The organism is Pelolinea submarina (genome assembly GCF_003966975.1).
GTDB classification, from domain to species: Bacteria; Chloroflexota; Anaerolineae; order Anaerolineales; family Anaerolineaceae; genus Pelolinea; species Pelolinea submarina.
This window is the reverse complement of sequence record NZ_AP018437.1, coordinates 787,602-809,177: the sequence shown is the minus strand read 5'-3', so window position 1 is coordinate 809,177 and position 21,576 is coordinate 787,602. Positions and strand designations below refer to the sequence as shown.

Annotated in this window: 21 protein-coding genes; 13 read left to right on the top strand and 8 right to left on the bottom strand. The window is 57.0% G+C overall.

Annotation, left to right across the window (positions count from 1 at the left end; genetic code table 11):
• Nucleotides 1-196: 196 nt before the first annotated feature.
• On the bottom strand, nt 197-2,617 hold the full coding sequence (locus Pelsub_RS15795; RefSeq protein WP_126440389.1) for a thrombospondin type-1 domain-containing protein: 2,421 nt from the start codon (nt 2,615-2,617) through the stop codon (nt 197-199).
• Nucleotides 2,618-3,049: 432 nt separating this feature from the next.
• Here Pelsub_RS15795 and Pelsub_RS03710 point away from each other — a divergent pair, with 432 nt between their 5' ends.
• Together Pelsub_RS03710 and Pelsub_RS03705 are read left to right on the top strand one after the other, a co-directional pair.
• Nucleotides 3,050-4,012 (top strand): formylglycine-generating enzyme family protein, encoded by a 963-nt coding sequence (locus Pelsub_RS03710; RefSeq protein ID WP_158674963.1) that lies wholly within the window; start codon nt 3,050-3,052, stop codon nt 4,010-4,012.
• Nucleotides 4,013-4,253: 241 nt separating this feature from the next.
• Complete coding sequence (locus Pelsub_RS03705; protein WP_116225871.1) at nt 4,254-5,132, top strand: YitT family protein; 879 nt, start codon at nt 4,254-4,256, stop codon at nt 5,130-5,132.
• A gap of 10 nt (nt 5,133-5,142) precedes the next feature.
• On the opposite strand, the gene Pelsub_RS03700 is transcribed toward Pelsub_RS03705, so the two are convergent.
• The 3 genes from Pelsub_RS03700 to Pelsub_RS03690 are packed head-to-tail and all read right to left on the bottom strand — an operon-like array spanning nt 5,143 to nt 7,332.
• Nucleotides 5,143-5,814 (bottom strand): lysoplasmalogenase, encoded by a 672-nt coding sequence (locus tag Pelsub_RS03700; protein WP_116225872.1) that lies wholly within the window; start codon nt 5,812-5,814, stop codon nt 5,143-5,145.
• Nucleotides 5,811-6,737, bottom strand: coding sequence for a GTPase Era (gene era, locus Pelsub_RS03695; protein ID WP_116225873.1), 927 nt, complete (start codon nt 6,735-6,737; stop codon nt 5,811-5,813). The genes Pelsub_RS03700 and era overlap by 4 nt, the downstream gene beginning before the upstream one ends.
• Nucleotides 6,738-6,780: 43 nt before the next feature.
• Nucleotides 6,781-7,332, bottom strand: coding sequence for a methylated-DNA--[protein]-cysteine S-methyltransferase (locus tag Pelsub_RS03690; protein ID WP_116225874.1), 552 nt, complete (start codon nt 7,330-7,332; stop codon nt 6,781-6,783).
• Nucleotides 7,333-8,120: 788 nt separating this feature from the next.
• Between Pelsub_RS03690 and Pelsub_RS03685 the strand changes: the two genes are divergently transcribed.
• The gene (locus tag Pelsub_RS03685) at nt 8,121-8,675 is read left to right on the top strand and encodes a phosphoribosyltransferase family protein (protein WP_116225875.1); all 555 of its coding nucleotides are present in this window, start codon (nt 8,121-8,123) and stop codon (nt 8,673-8,675) included.
• A gap of 137 nt (nt 8,676-8,812) precedes the next feature.
• Here the strand turns inward: Pelsub_RS03685 and galK are convergent, their stop codons facing one another.
• The 4 genes from galK to Pelsub_RS03665 are packed head-to-tail and all read right to left on the bottom strand — an operon-like array spanning nt 8,813 to nt 11,847.
• A complete protein-coding gene (gene galK, locus Pelsub_RS03680; RefSeq protein WP_116225876.1) occupies nt 8,813-9,967 on the bottom strand; it encodes a galactokinase in 1,155 nt (384 codons plus the stop codon).
• A complete protein-coding gene (locus tag Pelsub_RS03675) occupies nt 9,957-10,223 on the bottom strand; it encodes a GIY-YIG nuclease family protein (protein WP_116225877.1) in 267 nt (88 codons plus the stop codon). The genes galK and Pelsub_RS03675 overlap by 11 nt, the downstream gene beginning before the upstream one ends.
• Before the next feature lie 15 nt (nt 10,224-10,238).
• Nucleotides 10,239-11,201 carry a prephenate dehydrogenase gene (locus tag Pelsub_RS03670; protein ID WP_116225878.1) on the bottom strand — a complete coding sequence of 321 codons (963 nt, stop codon included), beginning with the start codon at nt 11,199-11,201 and terminating at the stop codon, nt 10,239-10,241.
• Between the two features lies 1 nt (nt 11,202).
• Nucleotides 11,203-11,847 carry a site-2 protease family protein gene (locus Pelsub_RS03665; RefSeq protein ID WP_116225879.1) on the bottom strand — a complete coding sequence of 215 codons (645 nt, stop codon included), beginning with the start codon at nt 11,845-11,847 and terminating at the stop codon, nt 11,203-11,205.
• 54 nt (nt 11,848-11,901) lie between these two features.
• Here Pelsub_RS03665 and Pelsub_RS03660 point away from each other — a divergent pair, with 54 nt between their 5' ends.
• The 10 genes from Pelsub_RS03660 to Pelsub_RS03615 are packed head-to-tail and all read left to right on the top strand — an operon-like array spanning nt 11,902 to nt 21,454.
• A complete protein-coding gene (locus tag Pelsub_RS03660; protein WP_116225880.1) occupies nt 11,902-12,114 on the top strand; it encodes a DUF951 domain-containing protein in 213 nt (70 codons plus the stop codon).
• Nucleotides 12,095-13,231, top strand: coding sequence for an MGDG synthase family glycosyltransferase (locus Pelsub_RS03655; RefSeq protein WP_116225881.1), 1,137 nt, complete (start codon nt 12,095-12,097; stop codon nt 13,229-13,231). Before Pelsub_RS03660 ends, Pelsub_RS03655 begins: the two co-directional genes overlap by 20 nt.
• 20 nt (nt 13,232-13,251) lie before the next feature.
• Complete coding sequence (gene tsaE, locus Pelsub_RS03650; protein WP_116225882.1) at nt 13,252-13,749, top strand: tRNA (adenosine(37)-N6)-threonylcarbamoyltransferase complex ATPase subunit type 1 TsaE; 498 nt, start codon at nt 13,252-13,254, stop codon at nt 13,747-13,749.
• Nucleotides 13,749-14,426 (top strand): tRNA (adenosine(37)-N6)-threonylcarbamoyltransferase complex dimerization subunit type 1 TsaB, encoded by a 678-nt coding sequence (gene tsaB, locus Pelsub_RS03645; RefSeq protein WP_116225883.1) that lies wholly within the window; start codon nt 13,749-13,751, stop codon nt 14,424-14,426. The genes tsaE and tsaB overlap by 1 nt, the downstream gene beginning before the upstream one ends.
• A 47-nt stretch (nt 14,427-14,473) precedes the next feature.
• On the top strand, nt 14,474-15,106 hold the full coding sequence (locus Pelsub_RS03640; RefSeq protein ID WP_116225884.1) for a uracil-DNA glycosylase: 633 nt from the start codon (nt 14,474-14,476) through the stop codon (nt 15,104-15,106).
• Nucleotides 15,107-15,117: 11 nt separating this feature from the next.
• On the top strand, nt 15,118-16,431 hold the full coding sequence (locus tag Pelsub_RS03635; RefSeq protein ID WP_116225885.1) for a nucleotide sugar dehydrogenase: 1,314 nt from the start codon (nt 15,118-15,120) through the stop codon (nt 16,429-16,431).
• Nucleotides 16,431-17,408, top strand: coding sequence for an NAD-dependent epimerase/dehydratase family protein (locus Pelsub_RS03630; RefSeq protein ID WP_116225886.1), 978 nt, complete (start codon nt 16,431-16,433; stop codon nt 17,406-17,408). Before Pelsub_RS03635 ends, Pelsub_RS03630 begins: the two co-directional genes overlap by 1 nt.
• Entirely contained in the window at nt 17,405-18,757 is a 1,353-nt protein-coding gene (locus Pelsub_RS03625) for a lipopolysaccharide biosynthesis protein (RefSeq protein ID WP_116225887.1), read from the top strand. The genes Pelsub_RS03630 and Pelsub_RS03625 overlap by 4 nt, the downstream gene beginning before the upstream one ends.
• Nucleotides 18,754-19,890, top strand: coding sequence for a glycosyltransferase (locus Pelsub_RS03620; protein ID WP_116225888.1), 1,137 nt, complete (start codon nt 18,754-18,756; stop codon nt 19,888-19,890). Before Pelsub_RS03625 ends, Pelsub_RS03620 begins: the two co-directional genes overlap by 4 nt.
• A 28-nt stretch (nt 19,891-19,918) precedes the next feature.
• The gene (locus tag Pelsub_RS03615) at nt 19,919-21,454 is read left to right on the top strand and encodes a hypothetical protein (protein WP_116225889.1); all 1,536 of its coding nucleotides are present in this window, start codon (nt 19,919-19,921) and stop codon (nt 21,452-21,454) included.
• Nucleotides 21,455-21,576: the final 122 nt, after the last annotated feature.

Sequence of the window (21,576 nt, the reverse complement as noted above, 5' to 3'; positions counted from 1 at the left end):
GTCTATTCTGGACTTGTTAATAGATCGCTAATAAAAAATAAAAATGGGTGGAATAGGCTATTTTAAAAAGGAAAGGCTGCACGGTAAGCAATACGGAAATCGAGACTTTTTAGTAGGAGGCGGTATGAACAACCTGGTTAACATTACCAGCTCACCTTGCGGGTGAGCTGGTAATAAGCGAGGCGACCAAATGAACCTAGAATTTATATTTCTTGGTCATTCCTTCAAGGAATAAGGTCACACCGAACATCATCAAGCCCATGTACAGGAACAGTTTCTGGAATCCAGCGAATTCGCTGCTAAGGTCCACACCCGTCACAGGGATGATCAGTAATTCTTCAGTCGGCCCGCCGGCTCCACCCGTCACCGGGATGATGCCGCCGCCACCGCCACCGGTTGTGGTTGTGACGATACCGCCGTCGCAGTCATAGCTGCTGGATTGTGAACCATGTCCACCAGGCCAGTAGACTGTCAGGGTATGGGTCGCAGGTCCATCGGTGGTTTGACCCACATTAATAGTAGCATGTGGTCCAATCGTGGCCGAACCGGTTTGTCCATCCAGACTCCAGGAGACCGGTACGGACATGCCGCTCGGGTTGCTAAACGACCAGGCTAAGCGTGCATTGCCCAAATGGCCGGTTACACAATGCGGATCGAGCACCATTTGTGCCGGGCAGTCGCCGGAATCGCATTCCTGTTCAGCCAGGCCTTCGCATTCCAAACCGCCATACTGCGCTTCCACTAGGATCTCGCGCGTCTGCGTGCCGGGGCCGCAGTCGGACGAGCATTCGCTCCATTCGCTCCATTCGCAGTCGATCGGGCAGGGATCCATTTCGCAGGTTTGGGTTGCGCCGTCTTCATATTCGCATTCCTCGCCGCCATTGGTGGCAACTTGCAGAACGGTGAAGGTCATTTCACCGGTCGTGCCGCATTCGCCTACACAGTCACCCCATTCGCCGTAGCAGTCCTCAGGGCAGGGATCCGTGTCGCAGGTTTGTGTTGCGCCGTCTTCATAACCACATTCCGCGCCGCCGTACATGGCCGCTTGGGTCACATGGAAGGTCTGCGTGCCGGTTGTACCGCATTCGCCTTCACATTCGCCCCAATCGCCTTCGCAATCAATCGGACAGGGATCAGTGTTGCAAGCTTGTGTAATCGGGTTGCAGGAACCGCCGTTCTGAGCGGGTACCTCAATAATCTGGGTCTGAGTACCGCCGCCGCAAGTGGCCGAGCAGGGACCGAAATCGCCTAACACGCAGTCCACCGGGCAAGCCGCTGTAGCTGCGCAGGTCTTTTGTCCGCCCTGACCGTCCGGTACTGTTCCGCCGGGATAATCACAATAAGTCGGGCACTCTTCTTCAGGTGCGCAGGCGTCGTTCTGGCAGGATTGGGTTGCCCCATCCGGGTAAGCACAGGCTGCGCCGCCATTTTCGGCCGGAGTAGTTATCGTGTAAGTTATCGTGCCAGTCGTGCCGCACGGGCCGGAGCATTCACTCCATGACCCTTCGCAATCCACCGGGTCACCGCAAGGGATAAACCATGCCGTTGGGCAGGCAGCCCCGCCATTTTGCGGATACTGATCAACTACAAGGTACCGCCAGCAGCCCCAAGCTCCGCATGTGCAATCTCCATAATGGTATTGGCAGTCCACCGGGGTCATGGGAGGCCAGCATTTTTCATTTTCCTGGCCGGGTTTCTGGTAGCATTCCAAATCGCCGCAGCAGGTGTTGCTGCCGCCGCAAGGCATGCCTTCGGTCTTACAGGCAGGCGCCGGCACTTTGCATTTGTTGCCGGTGCAGGTCAGGCCGCCACAGCATTCTTCGTTGGCATCACAATGGCCATTTTCTGGTACACAGCAAGCAGCGGTAGCATCGCAATGGTGCGTTCCACATAAACCATCCGGTAGGTCCTGCGCAGCTTGTCCGCATGCTGTTGAGCATTCTACACGAGCAGCACAACAGGGAGGCATCGTGCAGGTTTGAGTCAGGTCTTTGCATTGGCCAGGATTGCCCCACCAAAGCGTTCTGGTTTGCGTACCGGTTCCACAAGTCACAGAACATTCGCCCCAGGGAGAATATCCACAACCACCAAAAGTTTCGCCTGTTACTGGAATACATTCTTCGCCTACACATTCGTCGCCGGTGTCTCCACCTTCGCCGCCAGTGTCTCCACCTTCGCCGCCGATGTCTCCACCTTCGCCGCCGGTGTCTCCACCTTCGCCGCCAGTGTCTCCACCTTCGCCGCCGGTATCTCCACCTTCGCCGCCGGTATCTCCGCCCTCGCCGCCGGTATCTCCACCCCCGCCGCCGGTATCACCGCCGCCATCGCCCGCCGGTGGTTCGCCGCCTTCTTGCGAAAGGGCATCCACCAGGCTGATGGTTGTGAAGTGCGGCAGTGACATAATGACGCTTTCCGCCTTGGCAGTTGACAGCTCATCCACCACATTGACACTGCTGAATTGCGGCAATGCCAACGATGCGCCTTCAGCTTGATCGATGGAGCTGGCAGCTACCTCACTGATCACACTGACTGCCGGAACCGGGACAACTCCTAAAACGATGAATAGGATTCCGAGAGCGCAAGTGATCCTCTTAAATATTATTAATGACTTTCTCATACTTCCCTCCAATTTTTATAATATTTTTAAGACATATTAAACAAATTACCGGCCATTTTCGTACATGACCGGTTTCGCTACTCGCTCCACTGCGCACTCCATGGGTTAGGCGGCTTACCCCATTTCAGCGACCATTTATGTGCACAGTTTCATCGCTTTCATTTGAAAATATTCAGTTGTAAACATTATATTAATGAAAAATATACAAAAGTCAATAGGCAATTTATATTACGAACCTTAAAAATTACAAATTCTTCATTAACGTTATATTAATAACAGCTAACCTTTCTTTCATTTTTATTGATGATAAAATCGCAAAAGGGGAAAGACTTTTGCATAAAAACAGTCAATTTCTGTCTTTTGAACAGGCATCCCAGCGCGATGATACAATATCTGCAAGCAAGTCAATCCCTGTATCCGGACGTGAACCCAATGAAAAAATGGACCCTCAGCCTGCTGCCCCTGCTGTTCAGCGCCTGCCAACTACTGCCCCTGGCCTCGCCCACTCCCGACCCGGCCCTGGCCGCCACGCAGACCACCCAGCGCGAGCTGCTGCATGCCATTGAGGCCACCATGACAGCCATTCCCACCATCACACCCATGCCCGCAGGCGGTACTCTGCCGGAGGCCGGCCTGCCGGTTGTGGCCGCCACACCCCTGCCAACCCCATCCGGGTCCGACAATACCATCGCGCATCCCCTGACCGGCATGACCCTGGTCTACATTCCGGCGGGTGAATTCGTGATGGGCACCTCCAAATACGACCGCGACCTGGAAACCAACGAAGTCCCCCAGCGCACGGTCACACTGGATGCTTTCTGGATCAGCCAGACTGAAATTACCAACGCGCTGTATACCCAATGCGTGCAGGCCGGCGCCTGCGTTTACAGTGCCGGCGACCAGACCAACCCGCGCTATACCGACCCGGCTTTTACGGATCACCCGGTGGTGTATGTCGCCTGGCAGGCCGCCCAGGATTATTGCGCCTGGAGCGGCGGGCGCCTACCCACCGAAGCCGAATGGGAGAAAGCCGCGCGCGGCACGGAAGGCTTGAAATTTGCCTGGGGCAATACCTCGCCCGCTGAGACACAGGTCAACGCCAACAACATCGTCGGCGACACCACCCCGGTGAACCAGTACCCGGAGGGCGCCAGCTCGTACGGCGTGCTGGACATGGGCGGCAACGTGCGTGAATGGGTATGGGATTGGTACGATCCTTATTACTACCAGTACGCGCCGAACAGCAACCCGACCGGCCCGATCAGCGGGGAGAAGAAGGTGCTAAAAGGAGCCAGCTATTTGGACATTTACCGCTTCGCCCGCCCGGGCAACCGCCTGGCGCACGACCCGCATTCCCCCGGCGTCAACCGCGGTTTCCGCTGTGTGTACCCCTAGTTATTGGTAGTTTCCTTTTTAAAGCAAAGCGAGGGAAAGTCACCCGTTCATCATCTTCCCACGCTTGCGCACAAGCAAATGCGAGCTAACTTTCCCTCTACTCAAATTTTATCCCAAATCCCTTCTGAATCAAGTCAGGAAGAACGTCCCGGCCAGTCTACCGCTGAACGGCATGCTGCCTGCGCACCATATCGCTTATAATCTGCGCACATCCAATTATTTTTAAAATTAGCAGGCAAATATGCGCATATTGGGAAAATTCGTAAACCAACAACAGCGGTTGATCGATTACCTCTTCATCGCCATGGGTTCAATCATCCAGGCAGTTTCCATGCGCCTGTTCCTGATCCCCGGCTTGATGGTCAGCGGCGGCATCAGCGGCGCCGCGCAGATTGTCAACTACTTCACCAACCTGCCCATCGGCGTGATGGTGCTTATAGGCAACCTGCCCCTGCTGGCGCTGGGCTGGCGCTATCTGGGCGGGCGGCGCTTCGCGCTGCGCACCGCCGCGGCGGTTATCCTGTTCTCGGTCTTCACCGACGGCCTGGCCTTCATCCTGCCGCGCAACGGATTGACCGAAGACATATTGCTGGACGCTTTATACGGCGGCGTGCTGCTCGGCATCGGCCTGGGGTTCGTTTACCGCGGGCGCGGCACCAGCGGCGGCTCCGATATCCTGGGACGCATCCTCAACCACTACCGCGGGGTGGCCATCTCGCAGGCTTACCTGATCACCGACGGCGTGGTGGTGCTGGCTTCCGGTTTCGCCTTCGGCTGGGACCGCGCGCTGTACGGCTTGATCGTCATCTACATCTCCGGCCTGGCAGCCGAAATGGTCTCGGAGGGCAACAGCCTCTACCGCACCACCTTTATCATCACCAATAAACCGCAGGAAGTTACCGAACGCATTTGTACCCTGCTGGAACGCGGCGTAACCCTCATCCCGGGCACGGGCGGGTACACCGGCCAGGCCCGCACCATGTTGTACTGCGTGCTTTCGCGTGCCGAGATCAGCGTGTTGAAGACCATCGTGACCGAGATCGACCCACAGGCATTCATGGTCATTGGGCAGGCCAATGAGGCGTTGGGGGAAGGTTTCCGCCCCCTCAGTAAAGACTAAAAAGACAAACTCAATCCAAAAAATGCTGCAGCGCGCCCACGGCCAGCCCCAGTTGGCCGGTGTGGTAAGTGACGCGCACCCAAAAGCGTGCGCGCGGAAAAGGCCGCACGAAGCGATCATAAGCCAGCATCGTATCCGAGATAAAAAAGAGAAATCCACCTGCGGCAGCCAGCACCGCGGCCGGCAGCTGCCAATCCGGGCGGAACAAGGTCAGCAGGGCCGAGAAGAGCATCAGCGCAACCACCCCGCTGTACACAGCCACCGGAATACGCATGCGCTTATGCGCCCCGGAATCACGCATGGCGCTATCCAGACGATTCAGGATCAGCAGCCAGACGATGAGAACCGGCAACCCCAAAACAAAAAACACCGGTGAAAGCGTTGGTTGGGGATGATTGAAAGCCAGGATATACATCATATGCGCCAACAGGAAAGCCCCCATACCGGGCAGAAAGTAATGGTAGCTTGCCATCAGCAGGATATCACCCGCCAGCGAACACAGAAATCCAATTCCGAATGGCAGCAGAGCACCTTGAAAATGCCCCACAGTGCCGAACCAAATCAGCAGCAGGATCAGCGCGGCCGGTTTGGTCAGGTACCCCACCCGGCGCCAGCCATGCCACACAGCCAGCCAATCGGCGGCCGCCAGGGCAATAAAGGCCGGCAGCCAGGCATTGATCATGAATCCTCGTTCAGATCCGTATATCCCATTTGTTTGAGGAAAGCCGGATTGCTGCGCCAGTTTTTACTGACCTTCACGCGCAGTTCCAGGTACACCTTGCGGCCCGACATTTTCTCAATAGCGGCGCGCGAAGATTTGCCAATTTCCTTCAGCATCAAACCGCCCTTGCCAATCACGATACCCTTTTGGGAATCCTTTTCCACGAACAGGGTGGCGGAAATGAAAGCGCCTTCTTCCCCGCGTTCCTGGTAATCATCGATGCGCACGGCCAGCGCGTAAGGCACTTCTTCGCGCAGGTGCTCCAGGGCAGCTTCGCGGATCAGGTCGGCAGCGATATCGCGCTCATACAGGTCGGTTATCTGATCGTCGGGAAAGAGCGCTTCGCCTTGCGGCAGCAGGGCGGTTACGGCCGCCAGTAATTCCGGCAGGCCTTTTCCGGTCAGGGCGCTGACTGAAATCTGGGTAATTTTTGGAAACAAACGCGCATATTCCACGCACCGCTCTGCCAGCACGTCCTCGTTGATCAGGTCGGTCTTATTCAGGATTTGCAGCACCGGCGGCAGTTCAGTCATTTCCGCCAAACGCGCGGTAATGATCTGGTCTTCCTCATGCGGCGGTTGGTTGGCGTCCACCAGCCACAGCACCACATCCGCGTCAGACAGCGCCTGCGCGGCCACCGCGTTCATACCCTCGCCCAATTTATTGTGCGGCAGGTGCAGGCCAGGTGTATCGACAAAAACAACCTGGGCTTCGTCATTCGTCAGAATGCCCAATTGATTGACACGGGTGGTTTGCGGCTTTGGTGAAACCGCCGCAATTTTCTGCCCCAGCAGGGCATTGATCAGGGTAGATTTACCCACATTCGGCCGTCCGGCCACCGCCGCGAAACCGCAGCGAAATTCTTCAGGATTATTTAGATTCATGTCTCAATTATAGAGTACTTCCCCAAAATCGCGCGGCGCTTTTTCAGCGCACCAGCCGATCTCCTTGGATGCGGCAGCCTTCCAATTGCAGCAGCGCAATCTTGGTAGCGATGCCTCCCGCGGCGGAGAAACCATGCATGCTCCCGTCGCTTGCCACCACGCGATGGCAGGGGATGACAATCGCCAGCGGGTTGCGCGCCAGCGCGCCGCCCACCGCGCGCGCGGCTTTGGGCTGCTGGATGCGCGCGGCCAGTTCGCCGTAGGTGATGGCAGTGCCGTAGGGAATATGCGCGGTTTCCTGCAGCACCCGCCGGCGAAAGTCCGGCAGGTCTTCCAAATCCAAAGGCAGGTCAAAGATTTTCCGTTTGCGATCAAAATATTCCTGAATTTGGCGGCCGGCCGCGTGCGCCAACTCCAGCGAACGCGTGCTGGGGATATTGGCTTTATCCAGGATCAACGCCTTGAAATCCTGCAATCCCTGAAAGCTGACGTAAGCCAGGCCCACGTCGCTGGCGGCGATCACCACCGCCCCCGCCGGATTTCCATCCACCATAGCCACAGCCATCGGTTTATCTTGATTAACTTGATTGATCAATTTCCCTTCCTTTCAATGTTAGCGGAACGAATCCCTATTATATAAATAATCATATCGAACACAAGGCATCAAGACAGGCTCAGAACCATATAAAAGGGGTAAATATGGGGGTTAAATCGTAGGGTAAGCGTAGGGATAGCGTCAAGCAGAAAAGATGACCTGACGGTATATTAATCTCAAGGGCGACTTCTCTTCTTCTCCTCCTTATGAGAGGGCCGGGGTCGGCGTCTCCGGCTCTCGTTTTAAATCTTATCCCCTTCATCAGGAGGGGATTTTTATTTTCTTTTTTTATTAACCACGGATAGACACAGATAAAAAACTTAATACGATGGTTGATTCACACAGATATTGATCATTGGCATCCTGGCGTAGGGCGCGTTTCATAACGCGCCAATACTTCTCTCCCTCTCCTCTTGGGGATCGTGAAGCATTCCCTCGGGGAAGAAGGTCAGGGGTGAGGGGGATGCAAGCCATCCATTCAGCTGGTTTTTGAACCACAGATAAACACAGATACACACAGATATTAACTCGCGACGTAGAGCGCGTTTCTGAAAGCGCCAATATGTTTTTCGACGGGATTGCCCCGGTGGGCAAAAGTAGAAACACGCCCTACGCTGCCCCAGGTTACACATCTGTGTTCATCCACCATAAGACGATTATCTTTTTATCTGTGTTCATCTGTGGTCAAAAGAGCTTTTCATCTTTCCCAAGCCAAAGTCCTCCATACAATTGAGCGGGTTGTGATACACTTCATCCGAAAAATAAATCTCACCTTCTTGGAGGGAATAATGTCAGAAAATCGCGAAACCTATCCCATCGAGATTGGAGGAGTCAAACGCAACCTGCGCCTGTTTGAAATCAAGCCGGGCCTGAAGATTGCTATCCTGAACATTCTGGGCGACACCGAACTGGTGACCGCCAGCGCCAAAGAGTTAGCCAAGAAACTCGCCGACAAAGACTACGACGTCCTGGTCACAGCCGAATCCAAGAGCATTCCGCTGATTCATGCCCTATCCGTGGAAACACGTAAACCCTACGTGGTCCTGCGCAAAGATTACAAAATCTACATGGGCGACGCCATCCAGGCAGAAACCCTCTCCATCACCACCGGGAAACCCCAAACGCTAATCCTGGACGAAAAGGATAAAGCCCTGATCAAAGGAAAGAAAGCCGCCATCGTAGATGACGTCATCAGCACCGGTTCCACGCTGGAAGGCATGCGTGCCATTTTGGAAAAAGCCGGCGGTCAAATTGCGCTGGAAGCCGCCATCTTTACCGAAGGCGACGAAAGCGATTGGCAGGAAATCATCGCGCTCGGCCACCTGCCCGTCTTCACCGATTGAAACATTTTTATAGTTTACACATCACAGAGAGATAGAAGCGATTGCTCACTGAGCTTGTCGAAGTGGCAATCGCTAATTGTTGGCTTCGACAAGCTCAGCCAACTCACCTAAAAAGAAAGCCGCTCTCGCGGCTTTTTTTACGCTCCTTTATAATGCGCGCCGCGGCCGGCCTGGCAGGCATACAGCGGCAGCTCGCGCCCGAATTGCGCTTCAAAGCCCTTCCGCAAAGCCTGCATAAAATCCTCGCTTTGATCGGCCGCCACCAGGTTGACCGTGCAGCCGCCAAAACCCGGGCCGGTCAGGCGCGCGCCGTAACAGCCGCTCATTGCCTGCGCCCGCTCGGCCAGCCAATCCAGCTCGACAGTGCTGACCTCGAACTCCTCCCGCAGGGAAGCGTGGCTGGCGTTCATCAGCCGGCCAAAACCGGCCGCGTCGTCCTGCAGCAAACACATGGCTGCCTGCCGCACTCGTTCCATTTCGGTCAGCACGTGATGCGCCCGCTGATACATTTCCGCCGGCATACGGTCGGTAAAAGTCTCCAGTTGGGCCAGGCTGACGTCCCGCAGCGCGTGAATATCCGCAAAATCTTCCCGCAGTGCCTGTACGGCCTGTTCGCAGGCAGCCCGGCGCCGGTTGAACTCGGAATGAGTAGGGTCGCGTTGTGCTCCCGAATCCGCCAGGATCACGACGGTATTGGGTGGCATAGGGAGCGGCTGCCACTGCAAACTGCGCATGTCGAACAGCAGTGCATGCCGCGCCACGCCGTGCGCGCAGGTAAACTGATCCATCAGATCGCAGCTCTTGCCCGCGTATTGGATTTCCGCCATCTGGCAGATGCGCGCCAACTGCGCGCGCTCCACCTGCCATTCGCCTGCCTTGCTCCAGGCCAGCGCGAAAGCCAGCTCCAATGCGGAAGAACTCCCCAGTCCGGCACCAACCGGCAAATCCGACTCAATCACTGCCTCCAACCCGCCCACCGCCAGGCCTGCCTCGCTCAACGCCCAGGCTACTCCGGCCGGATAAAGCGCCCAAGCCGGCAGCGGTTGTCCGTTGCTGTCCATGCGCGCCTGCAAATTGTCCAATTGAAAACTAACCCGCTCGCCCAAACTAAGCGACTCCACTGTCACCGTACGGTCGGTACGCGGGCGCGCGGCCAGGCGCACGGCGCGGTCAATGGCAATTGGCAGCATTACGCTTTGGTTGGTTTCAGCTTGCTCACCCAGCAGGTTGACCCGTCCGGGGGAGATTACCTGAATCTCCCAATCGGGAAATTTTTCGATGTCAGGCTTCATGAATTCTCTCTTCGTATTGGTGTATCAGGAGGGTTTTTGCCTCATGGCTTTTTTGTTTCAAGCGGTGTTCGCGGCGCATGGCTTCCGACTGATTTTCCAGTTCTTCCATATAGACCAGCTTGACGGGTCTGCGGGCGCGCGTGTAGCGGGCGCCCTGCCCGCGGTTATGGGTTTGTACGCGCCGCTCCACATCTTTGGTCCAACCGCAGTAATACGTTCCGTCAGCGCATTCCAACAGGTAGCAGTAAAATGCCATACCCTCCTCGCAAATTTACTGATTCGGATTTAATAAAGCTCGGAGTGCGTCTTCGTCGCTGGGCATGCTGGTAGGCGCTTTACCGGCTGAAATACCGCGCCGGCGTTTCTCCAGCCAATTCAAGCGCGCGGACTGGCTCTGGCGCAGCGCTTCTTCCAGGGCTGCCTGATCCTCATCCAGCAGTGCCTGGCGCAAATGCCCCAACGCCGCCTCCAGATTGTCCAGCACCCGCAGCGAATTTTGGCTGTCTGCCAGGGCAATTTGCGCCCAATCCGCCGCCTGCAATTTTGTTAAGGGAGCGCTGGCCGCGGCCAACGAAGCGCCGGCAAGCATCTGGCCGTCACGCCAACTGGGCTGTGCGCTGACAGCGTCCATCAAAACGCAGGCTGCCAGTTCCGGCAGCAGCAGATTGGCCGCCGCCCATCCGTCAACTTCGCCCGCTTCCGCGAACACCGGCCGGCCGCCCAACAACACTGCCAAAACCGCAGCGCGGTTCAGCAGTTCTTCCGAAGCGCGTGGAGAAGTGGAAATGGTGATGCGCCCGCCCTTGAACAGGTCGGCGCGTGCCTCGCCGCTTTCATTGTCTTTTTCCGCCAGGCAATCCGGATTCAGCGCCGGCAGCATGGAAATATAGGGTGCGTCCGCGCCGAAGATTGCTTCGATCGAAGCCGCCGGTGCGCTGTGGCGCGCCGACAGGTTTACCAGGATGGCGGAATTTAATCCGGCCGTTTTCAAATCAGCCAGCGCAGATTGAAAAGCTTGCGGCGGCAGGGTGATCAGCACCAGCGCTGCGTCTTTTACCGTATCTTTTATGTCCTGGCAGACCGGTTGAAAAACTTTTAGCGCGTCGGCCGCGATGCACTTTTCCCTGTCCGGATCCCAGCCTTTGCAGCGAATATCCTTATGCCGCGCGCTCAGCGCCATGGCGGCTGAAACGCCTACACGGTCCAATCCGATAATGCTTATTTGAATGCTCACCTCAGCCTCCAATCAGGATTCGGGCCAGCCCCTGGATCATCGGGCTAATCAACGCGTCCACCAGGCTAAAGCCGATCATCGGACCAACCAGCAGCAGGAAAATCAACAAGTAAGGCCCGTAGGGGCGAATAGCGGCCCATTTCTGTTCCCATTCAGCCGGCAGCAGGTAGACCAAAATCTCCTCGCCGTCCAAAGGGGGCAGCGGCAGCAGGTTGAAGATCATCAACCCTAAATTGGTATACAGGAAATATAAAAGGAAATAGCGCGGCGTGGGCAGGAAGGCGCCCACGGCGGGTATGTTGTTGACCACGCCGGTTCGCAGAACAATCGCCGCCAAAATAGCCAGGAAGAAATTTGCCAGCGGGCCAGAAATGGCTGTCAGCATCAGGGCGGAAGGCGAATAATTCCGCAGTTTGTGCGGGTTGATGGGTACCGGTTTGGCCCAGCCGAAACCGGTGAAAATCAGCATCAGGCTACCCATGAAATCCAGGTGGCGCAGCGGGTTGAGCGACAACCGCCCGAACAGGCGCGGCGTATCGTCGCCCAAGCGCGTGGCTGTCCAGGCATGCGCGAATTCATGGAAAGTAAAGGCGATTAACAGAGTAATCACCGCGGATAGGATGGATGGCAGGGATTGGTTTAACATGGGTTAACTATAATCGTAAACCGGCCCAAAGACAACTTGCGATATAATCGAGCCATGCTCCCGGACCTGGATATGAACGATATCTTACGGTTAAAAAAACCGCACCCATGTGGGGGATATACCTGGAAAGTAATCCGGTTGGGTGCAGATATTGGTTTGGAATGCCTGACCTGTGGCCGGCATGTCATGTTGACCAGGCGTGAGCTAAAAAACCGTTTGAAAAAAAACCTAGGAAAAACAAGCGAACATGACGACCTTAAAAACTAACCCCCATATCCTATTTTTATTTTCGGATACGGGCGGCGGGCACCGAAGCGCATCAGAAGCCATCATTGAAGCCCTTAATTTGGAATTTCCCGGACAATTCAGTTATGAAATGGTAGATTTTTTCCTGGATTATTCCCCTCCGCCCCTGAACCTGGCCGGGCCGACTTATCCGGCCATGTCGCGCATGGATTACCTGTGGGGGCGCGCCTTTGAAACCAGCGACGACCCGGACCGCATGCGCGTGATCTACGCCATGTTATGGCCCTACATTCGTCTGTATATGTACAAGCTGCACCGCGAGCATCCCTGTGACGTGATTGTTTCCGTGCACCCGCTCATCAACACCCCCTTCCTGCGCGCCAAACGCAAGAAGCGCGACAATACCCCTTACGTCACCGTGGTGACCGACCTGGTCTCCACCCATACCGCCTGGTTCAACAATCAGGCCGACCTGATCATTGTGCCCACCGAACAAGCCCGCCAGAACGCCATCCGTACCTGCATCAACCCGGAAAAATTGCGCGTGATCGGCCTGCCGGTGGCGGACCGCTTCTCGCGCTCTTCGGCCAGCAAGCAGGAACTGCGTGAAAAACTGGGCTGGCCGCAGGATAAAGTGGTTATCCTGCTGGTCGGCGGCGGCGAGGGCATGGGCCCGCTGGGCGAAGTATCCATGAAGATCAACGAAGCCAAATTGGATGCCGCACTGGTGGTGGTTACCGGCAGGAACAAGCATTTAAAGGAAAAGCTTGAGAACCATAAATGGGATATTCCCGCTTACATCTATGGATTCGTTAAAGACATGCCCGACTTTATGCGCGCGGCGGATGTACTGGTCAGCAAAGCCGGGCCGGGCACCATCAGCGAAGCGTTAATCGCCGAGCTGCCCATCATCCTCTACCACCGCATTTCGGGGCAGGAGGAAGGCAACGTCTCTTACGTGATTGATGAGGGCGCGGGCATCTGGGCGCCGGAAATCGAAGATATCATCCTGGCGCTGAAAGACTGGCTGGATCATCCCGACCAGCGCCTGCAAGCCGTGTCCAACGCCAAACGGCTGGCGCGGCCAAATGCCTCGCGCGACATCGCGCACGCCATTATCGACCAGGTAAAACGCTAAACTCACGTTAAAATAGGATTATGCCAATACTGGAACCTAACTCTTTTGAATTCATCAGCCGCAGCCCGGATCAAACCCGGCGCATCGGCATCCGCCTGGGTTCATCCCTGCAGGCGGGTGATGTGGTCTGCCTGAGCGGTGAATTGGGCGCCGGCAAGACCACCCTGGTGCAGGGCATTGCCGAAGGCTGGGGCAGCCCGGACGCCGTCACCAGCCCAACCTTTGTGCTGGTCAACAACTACCGCAAGATGGGTGGGCTTGAAATGAACCACTTCGACGCTTACCGCGTACAGAACGCCCTGGAAGCGGAGGATTTGGATCTGACCGGCATGATCATGGATGGGCCGTTTTTGGTAGAATGGGCCGAAAGAGTACAGGAAGTCCTGCCGCAGGAAAACCTGTGGATTAAAATGAAATACCTGGCCGACGAACAACGCGGCCTTATGTTTGTGCCGCACGGCCGCCGCTTTGAAAGTATGGTCGAAAAACTAAGAAATGATGTAATGAAGAGCTTCTGATGATCCTGGCAATTGACACTTCAACCCAATGGATGGGCATTGCGCTGCTGCAAGACGCGCAAATTTTGTATGAAAAAGTCTGGCGCACCAGCCGCCGCCATACCGTTGAACTGGCCCCTGCCATTCAGGAAGCCGTGCAGGATTGCGGTCTGCAGATCAGCGATCTGGAAGCCATTGGCGTTGCGCTCGGCCCGGGTTCATTCACCAGCCTGCGCATCGGCCTGGCGGTTGCCAAAGGGCTGGCCCTCACACAGCGCATACCGGTCATCGGCATCCCTTCGCTGGACATCACTGCCGCCGGACTGCCTGTGCAGGATGTTCCCCTGATCGCCGTGCTGCGCGCCGGCCGGGAACGCCTGGCAGCCTGCACTTATCTGGCCGAGAACGACCACTGGAAATCTTCCGGCGAAATATCCATCACTACCGCGCAGGAATTGGAAACCGCCATCGACAGCCCCACGCTGGTCTGCGGTGAGCTCGAACCGGAGGAACGCAGGATATTGGAGCGCCGCTGGCGCAACGCCCTGCTGCCCGATCCGGCCGACTGCGTGCGCCGTCCAGCCAGGCTGGCCGTGCTGACCACCGAGCGCTTCAAAGCCGGACAGGTCGATGATGTGGTCACTTTAGCGCCGATTTATCTGCATACCCTCAATACGCCTGCCTTGAACCAGGCCTGAGCGCAAGCAGATTGTTTTTTTGATTCTGGCTATAGAAAGGATGAACGGTGAACTCTGAAGAAATTTTGCGGGATTTAGCAGCGCAAATTAATACATGCCAAAACTGCGTGTTGGCGCAAACGCGCAAACACGCCGTCCCCGGCGAAGGTCCTGCCAACGCGGAAATTATGTTGATAGGTGAAGGCCCCGGTTTTCACGAAAACGAGCAGGGCCGTCCTTTTGTCGGCCAGGCGGGCAAGTTCCTCGATGAGCTGCTGGCGGCTGGTGGTTTTGACCGTGAAACGGTTTTCATCACCAACGTGGTGAAGTGCCGCCCGCCCGGCAACCGCGACCCGCAGCCGGTTGAATTGGAAGCCTGCCAGGCTTACCTGGACCAGCAGATCGCGGCCATCAACCCGCTCATCATTGTTACGTTGGGGCGTTTTTCCATGGCGCGTTATTTCAAGGATGCCAAGATCAGCCAGATTCATGGTCATGCCTCCTGGATGGGCAACCGCTTCATCATTCCCATGTACCATCCCGCCGCCGGACTGCACCAGCCCAACATCAAACCAACCATCATGCAAGACTTCAGACAGCTTTCCGCGCTGGTCGAAAAGGCGCGTAAGTCTGCCTCCGCGCATACGGATGCCCCCGCCTCCAACGACGAGGACAACGCCACGCAATTAAGCTTTTTCTAAAAGGTGAAAATATGGATCAGGCTCAGGAATTAATCAATAAATTTAAAGGAAAAACTGCGCACGTAGCCGTGTTGGGATTGGGCTATGTCGGCCTGCCGTTGGCGGTGGTATTCGCCGAAAGCGGCTTTAAAGTGACCGGCATCGACCCGATTGAGTCCAAAGTCCGGCAGATCAAAGACGGCAAGAGCTACATCCTCGACATCCCGGATGAAAAGATCAAGAAACTGGTTGAATCCGATAATTTGAATGCCACCACGGATTATTCCGTTTTGTCAGAGATCGACGGCGTCAGCATCTGCGTGCCCACCCCGCTGCGCAAGACCGGCGATCCCGACCTTTCCTATATCCTGGCCGTCTCCGACTCCTTGAAAGAATACGTGCATAAGGGCATGGTGATCGTGCTGGAATCCACCACCTACCCCGGCACCACCCGCGAAATGATCCTGCCCAAGCTGGAAGAAAAAGGCTTGCAGGTCGGCAAGGACTTTTTCCTGGCTTTCTCTCCCGAACGCGTCGACCCCGGCCGTACGGATTGGACCACCACCAACACGCCCAAAGTGCTGGGCGGCATCACGCCAGCCTGCCTGGAAGTTTCCAAAGCCTGGTACGGCAGCGCGCTGGAAACGGTCGTGCCGGTTTCCTCCGCCGAAGTGGCCGAGATGGCCAAGCTGCTGGAGAACACCTTCCGCATGATCAACATCGGCATGGTCAACGAAATGGCGATCATGTGCGACCGCCTGGGCGTGGACGTATGGGAAGTGATCGAAGCCGCGGCTACCAAACCCTTCGGCTATATGAAATTCCTGCCCGGTCCCGGTTTGGGCGGGCACTGCATTCCCATCGACCCGCTCTATCTTTCCTGGAAACTGAAAACCGTCAACTACTCGGCGCGCTTCATTGAACTGGCCTCCGAGATCAACACTTCCATGCCGCGCTACACCGTCAGCAAGGTGCAGGACACGCTCAACACCCACAAGAAAGCCCTCAACGGCTCGGATGTGCTGGTAATCGGCATCGCCTATAAACCGAATATCGACGACCTGCGCGAATCCCCGGCGCTGGATATCATCCACCTGCTCGAGCAAAAAGGCGCCCGGGTCAGCTACCACGATCCATTCATCAAATCCTTCAATCACGACGGCGTCAAGATGGAAAGCGTCAGCGATCTGGACAGCGCCGTTAAGGCGGCCGACTGCGTGGTAATCGTCACCAACCACTCCGCTTACGACTACCAAAAGATGCTGGCGGACGCCAGGTTGATCGTGGACACCCGCAACGCGCTGGGATTGCACGGTCAGAAAAATGATAATGTTGTGAGACTCTGATGAGTTCTTATCTGGTCACCGGCGCTGCCGGGTTCATCGGTTCCAAAGTCAGCGAAAAACTGCTGGCCGCCGGGCATCAGGTCATCGGCATCGATAACCTCGACCCGGTCTACGATCTGCGCCTGAAAAATTGGCGTCTGGAGCGGCTGCAGGATTTTCCGACCTTCAGCTTCTACCAGGACAGCATCTGCGACCGCGGCGCGCTCGACAAGATCGCGCGCGAACACCGGAGCATCGACGGCATCATCAACCTGGCCGCCAAGGCCGGCGTGCGCGATTCCGTTTCGGATCCCTGGTCCTATTACGACACCAACCTGACCGGCACGCTCAACCTGTTGGAAATGTGCCGGCATAACGACATTAAGAAATTCATCCTGGCCTCCACCTCCAGCATTTACGGCGAGGACGCGCCCTACCCCACGCCTGAAACGGCCGGCTCCAGCCTGCCGCTGCAGCCCTACGCCGCCAGCAAGAAAGCAGCCGAGACGCTGGGCTACAGCTACCATTACCTGCATGGCATCGACGTGACCGTATTGCGCTACTTCACGGTTTACGGCCCCGCCGGACGCCCGGGCATGTCCATGTTCCGCTTTGCCAAGTGGATTATGGAAGACCACGAAGTAATGGTCTTCGGCAGCGGCGAGCAGACACGCGGTTTCACCTACCTGGACGACATCGCCAGCGGTACCATTCTGGCGCTCAAACCGTTGGGCTATGAGATCATCAACCTGGGCGGGCACGAATCCATCAGCATCAACAACCTGATCCACAAATTCGAAACCATCATCGGCAAAAAGGCCGCTGTAAAATACTATCCCGAAAACGCGGCGGACATGTCCGCCAGTTGGGCCGACACCAGCAAAGCACAGCAAATGCTGGGCTGGAAGCCGCAGGTTTCGCTGGACGAAGGCCTGCGCAACGTAGTGGACTGGTACCGGCAGGAATACGATTGGGCCAGTCAGGTGGATACTGAATGAAGTTCCTGGGGAAGTGGTGGCATATCCTCAAAACGGATAAGCTGCTGCAAAAGATCCTCGCCAATTCCGGTTACCTGTTGAGCAGCAATGTGCTCAGCATGGGCCTGAGCATGCTCCAAAGCATCCTGGCCGGACGCCTGCTGGGCGTGGCCGGTCTCGGCGTGGTCGGCACCATCACCGCATTCGCTTCCACGCTCAACCGCCTGTTCTCCTTCCGCATGAACGAGCTGGTGGTCAAGTATTTCGGCGAAGCCAAAAGCCAAAACCAGCCGGAACGCGCCGCGGCCGTGGTCAAAGTAGCCGCTCTGGGCGAGACAGGCAGCGCGATTCTATCTTTCCTGATTCTGGTATTACTGGCGCCTATTGTAGCCGAGCGCCTGGCCGACGACCCCACCACCGCCCCGCTCTTTATCCTGTACGGCACCATGGTGCTGGCCAACTTTGCCACTGAAACTTCCACCGGCGTGCTGCAGGCTACCAACAAATTCCGCAACTACGCCATAGTCAACCTGATCAGCTCCATCCTGACCGCCAGCGTGATCGTGTGGTCATTCTTCTCCCAACGCGGCATGATGGAAGTAGTGTTGGCTTACCTGATCGGCAAGTTCGTGCTGGGGCTGGGAACCGCCGTGCTGGGCTATCATGAAATGAACCGCGCCCTTGGCAAAGGCTGGTGGAAAGCCTCCTTCTCGCACCTGCCACCTTTAAAAGAACTGTTCAGCTTCGCCTTCAGCTCCAACATCAGCAGCACGATCATCATGCTGGTGCGCGATAACGAAGCCTTATGGATCGCTTTCTTCCTTTCCCCTGTGGAAGTCGGTTACGCCAAAGTTGCTCTGGCCATCATCAACCTGGTGCAGATACCCATCACACCCTTCATTTCCACCACCTATCCGGAGATCAACCAGGCGGTCATCCGGCGCGACTGGACCCTGCTGCGGCGTTTGCTGAAACGCATCACGCTCATCTCCGGCACCTGGACCGGCGCCTGCGCGCTGGGCCTGGCTGTGCTGGGGCGCTGGCTGCTCTCCTTCTATGGCGTCGATTTCCAACCGGCTTACGTGCCCATGCTGATCTTCCTGGTCGGGTTGGGCTTCGCCAACATCCTCTTCTGGAACCGGCCGTTGCTGCTTTCATTGGGCATGCCGCTGGTGCCCTACCGCTATACCTTGTGGGCCGGCCTGGCCAAAGTCGGCCTGGCTTTCCTGCTGGTACCGCGCCTTGGATTAAATTCGGAAGCCTTTCTGCTTTCGGCCTTCTTCGTCATTTCAGTTAGTCTGATCGTCTGGCGCGGATTGCAGGAAGTTAATCACCGTGAAAAAATCGACTTGGAGGCCAACCCGGCATGAAGATCGCCTGCATCACCACTTCCGTCATTCCCTCCAGCAGCGCCAACAGCATTCAGGCCATGAAGGTCGTGCACGCCCTCAAGGAGCTCGATCAGGACGTGCACCTGTGGCTGCCGGAATTTCAGCGCGGCGACTGGCAGGAGCTGGCCGACGTGTACGGCCTGCGCACGCCCTTCCCCGTGGATTGGCTGCCCTTCACGCGCGCTTTCAAGCAGTACGATTTCAGCTGGAACGCGGTCAGTCAAGCGCGCCGTTGGGGCGCCGACGTGATCTACACCTGGTCGCTGCAGGCGGCGCTGTTCGCGCTGCAGCGCGGCCGCCCGGCTGTGATGGAATTCCACGACTTTCCCATGGGCAAACTCGGCCCGCGTTTATTCCGTGGCTACATCCGTCACAAGAATCCCCGGCTAACGCTGTGCACCACGCGTGCGCTGGCGGACGGGTTGGAAGAACAATACGGCTTTACCTTCAAAGAGAACCAATTACAAATCGCGCCCAACGGCGTGGAACTGGAACGCTACCAAGACCTGCCCGCGCCTGAAGAAGCGCGCCGGCAGCTTGGTTTGAATGACGGCTTGACGGTGGGTTATTCCGGCCACTTCTACCCCGGCCGCGGCATGGACGTGCTGCTGGCATTGGCCCAGGGGCTGCCGCAGGTCAACTTCCTGTGGATGGGCGGCCGCCCGGAGGACATTGCCCCCTGGCGGGAAAAACTGGCCCAGGACGGCCTGCACAACGTGACCATCACCGGCTTCATTCCCAACAGCCGCCTGCCGCTCTACCAGGCCGCGGCCGACATCCTGCTGATGCCCTACAACCGCTCCATCTCCGGTTCCAGCGGCGGGAACATCGCGCGCGTCATCAACCCCATGAAAATGTTCGATTACCTGGCCAGCGGGCGCGCCATCGCCGCCAGCGACATCCCGGTCTTCCACGAAGTGCTTTCAGAAAAGAATGTCTGCTTCTGCGAACCCGAAGATGGCGCGGACTGGGTCGACAAGGTCGGCCGGCTGGTACAGGATGAGAAGCTGCGGGCACGGTTGGGCGCGCAGGCCAGGCAAGACGCCGCGCAATACACCTGGAAGCGCCGCGCGCAAACCAGCCTGGATCATCTGCAAAAGCTATTACAATAATTCCATCTGAATAAATAAACACAAACCGATGAAAAAACTCCAGAAACCTTTCCTGATATTTTGTGTCAGTCTGGGCGCTGTGATCGGCGCCGTGGTGGCCTATCTGAACCCGGCTGAAAACCCGCTGATCGGATTTTTCTCCGCCTTCCTGCTCTCCGGCCTGAGCCTGTACGCTTTGGGCTGGCTGTGGCACAAGCTGGGCGGCAGCCGCGTGCTGGCCTGGACGGTTTTTCTGGCTTTTCTGCTGCGCCTGAGCATCGGTATATTCCTGTTCATCGCCCTGCCGGTACTGGGTTATGATGAAGACCCCACCAACGCCGGTTATCTCTACCTGGACGCCTACCGCCGCGACGGCGACGCCTGGCGCCTGGCCAAGTCCGGCGAACCGCTGGGCATGGCCTTTCAGGAAGAATTCGCCACCGACCAGTACGGCGGGCTGCTCTCGCTGAGCGCTGCGGTGTATCGCGTATTCAGCCCGGACGGCCACCGCCCGCTGTTGATCCTGATCCTGACCTCTTTTGCCGCCGCGGCCGGCCTGCCCTTCCTGTGGCAGGTTGTGCGCAAGCGCTGGGGCGAACGCACGGCCAACGTGGTCGCCTGGCTGTACGCGCTCTATCCCGAAAGCATCATCCTGGGCGCTTCGCAAATGCGCGAACCCATGCTGATCGGCCTATCGGCTATAGCCGCTTGGGGTGTGGGCAAGTGGAAAGATAATAAAACCCGCTCGGCGCTGGCATTGGGCATCAGCTTCTTGTTGATGCTGTTCTTCTCGTTCAAAGCCGCCGGGGCCATCCTGGCCGCCATGGCGGTTTGGTTCTGGCTGGAGAATATCCAGCCCAAAGCCGGCAAAAACCTGCGCATTGCCGGGTATCTACTGATGGTCGTCGGCCTGCTGGCCGGGTTGTACTTCAGCTGGTCCTGGCTGGTGGACAGCTCCAAATGGGACCTCTACCTGATGGAAAGCTCCTCCGGGCGTATCCAGTGGGAAGTGACCCTGATCAGCGACCTGCTGCGCGTGCCCTTTATCATCGGCTACGGTATCGCCCAACCGGTGCTGCCGGCCGCCATCATCTACCCCGGCATCGCCATCAACCGCGCCATTGCCGTCTTCCGCTCGCTGGGCTGGTACCTGCTGGCGCCTCTGCTGATCACCGGCTTTCTGTTGGTCTGGAAGGAAAAGAACAAGCAAAACAAAGCCCTGCTGCTGTTCTTCATGATCGCCGCGGTGGTTTGGACGCTGATTTCCTCGGCCCGCGCCGGCGGCGACCAATGGGACAATCCGCGCTACCGTTCCATTTTCCTGATCTGGATGCTCATTCCGGCTGCCTGGGCATACGTGACCACGCTGGAAAAACGCTCGCCCTGGCTGTGGCGCTTGCTGTTGCTGGAGTTCATCTACATCGGCTTCTTCATCCAGTGGTACCTCAGCCGCTATTACGGTATGTTCAAACGCATGAATTTCTGGCCAATGGTGCGCCTGCTGGGCGGCATCGGCTTTGCCATCATCTTTGGCGGTCTGGCTTACGATTGGGCCCGCAAGAAAATCAGGGAAAAACACGGCTGAGCGCGCGTGTTATAATCCTTGGTCATACCGAGCCCCGCTATTTTGGCAAACAGGAGCGGATATTTGAATTTTGAACGAACCCTCATCAGCGCAAATCCGGGCGCTTTTTTGTTCACAGGGCC

Excerpts from the sequence above, each read along its gene's own strand:
- Pelsub_RS03630 (WP_116225886.1), top strand. The coding sequence starts at position 16,431 with ATGAGTTCTTATCTGGTCACCGGCGCTGCCGGGTTCATCGGTTCCAAA.
- Pelsub_RS03635 (WP_116225885.1), top strand. The coding sequence starts at position 15,118 with ATGGATCAGGCTCAGGAATTAATCAATAAATTTAAAGGAAAAACTGCG.
- Pelsub_RS03620 (WP_116225888.1), top strand. The coding sequence starts at position 18,754 with ATGAAGATCGCCTGCATCACCACTTCCGTCATTCCCTCCAGCAGCGCC.
- Pelsub_RS03705 (WP_116225871.1), top strand. The coding sequence starts at position 4,254 with ATGCGCATATTGGGAAAATTCGTAAACCAACAACAGCGGTTGATCGAT.
- Pelsub_RS15795 (WP_126440389.1), bottom strand. The coding sequence starts at position 2,617 with ATGAGAAAGTCATTAATAATATTTAAGAGGATCACTTGCGCTCTCGGA.
- tsaE (WP_116225882.1), top strand. The coding sequence starts at position 13,252 with ATGCCAATACTGGAACCTAACTCTTTTGAATTCATCAGCCGCAGCCCG.
- Pelsub_RS03675 (WP_116225877.1), bottom strand. The coding sequence starts at position 10,223 with ATGGCATTTTACTGCTACCTGTTGGAATGCGCTGACGGAACGTATTAC.
- Pelsub_RS03700 (WP_116225872.1), bottom strand. The coding sequence starts at position 5,814 with ATGATCAATGCCTGGCTGCCGGCCTTTATTGCCCTGGCGGCCGCCGAT.
- Pelsub_RS03615 (WP_116225889.1), top strand. The coding sequence starts at position 19,919 with ATGAAAAAACTCCAGAAACCTTTCCTGATATTTTGTGTCAGTCTGGGC.
- tsaB (WP_116225883.1), top strand. The coding sequence starts at position 13,749 with ATGATCCTGGCAATTGACACTTCAACCCAATGGATGGGCATTGCGCTG.
- Pelsub_RS03660 (WP_116225880.1), top strand. The coding sequence starts at position 11,902 with ATGCTCCCGGACCTGGATATGAACGATATCTTACGGTTAAAAAAACCG.
- era (WP_116225873.1), bottom strand. The coding sequence starts at position 6,737 with ATGAATCTAAATAATCCTGAAGAATTTCGCTGCGGTTTCGCGGCGGTG.
- Pelsub_RS03655 (WP_116225881.1), top strand. The coding sequence starts at position 12,095 with ATGACGACCTTAAAAACTAACCCCCATATCCTATTTTTATTTTCGGAT.
- Pelsub_RS03710 (WP_158674963.1), top strand. The coding sequence starts at position 3,050 with ATGAAAAAATGGACCCTCAGCCTGCTGCCCCTGCTGTTCAGCGCCTGC.
- galK (WP_116225876.1), bottom strand. The coding sequence starts at position 9,967 with ATGAAGCCTGACATCGAAAAATTTCCCGATTGGGAGATTCAGGTAATC.
- Pelsub_RS03685 (WP_116225875.1), top strand. The coding sequence starts at position 8,121 with ATGTCAGAAAATCGCGAAACCTATCCCATCGAGATTGGAGGAGTCAAA.
- Pelsub_RS03625 (WP_116225887.1), top strand. The coding sequence starts at position 17,405 with ATGAAGTTCCTGGGGAAGTGGTGGCATATCCTCAAAACGGATAAGCTG.
- Pelsub_RS03665 (WP_116225879.1), bottom strand. The coding sequence starts at position 11,847 with ATGTTAAACCAATCCCTGCCATCCATCCTATCCGCGGTGATTACTCTG.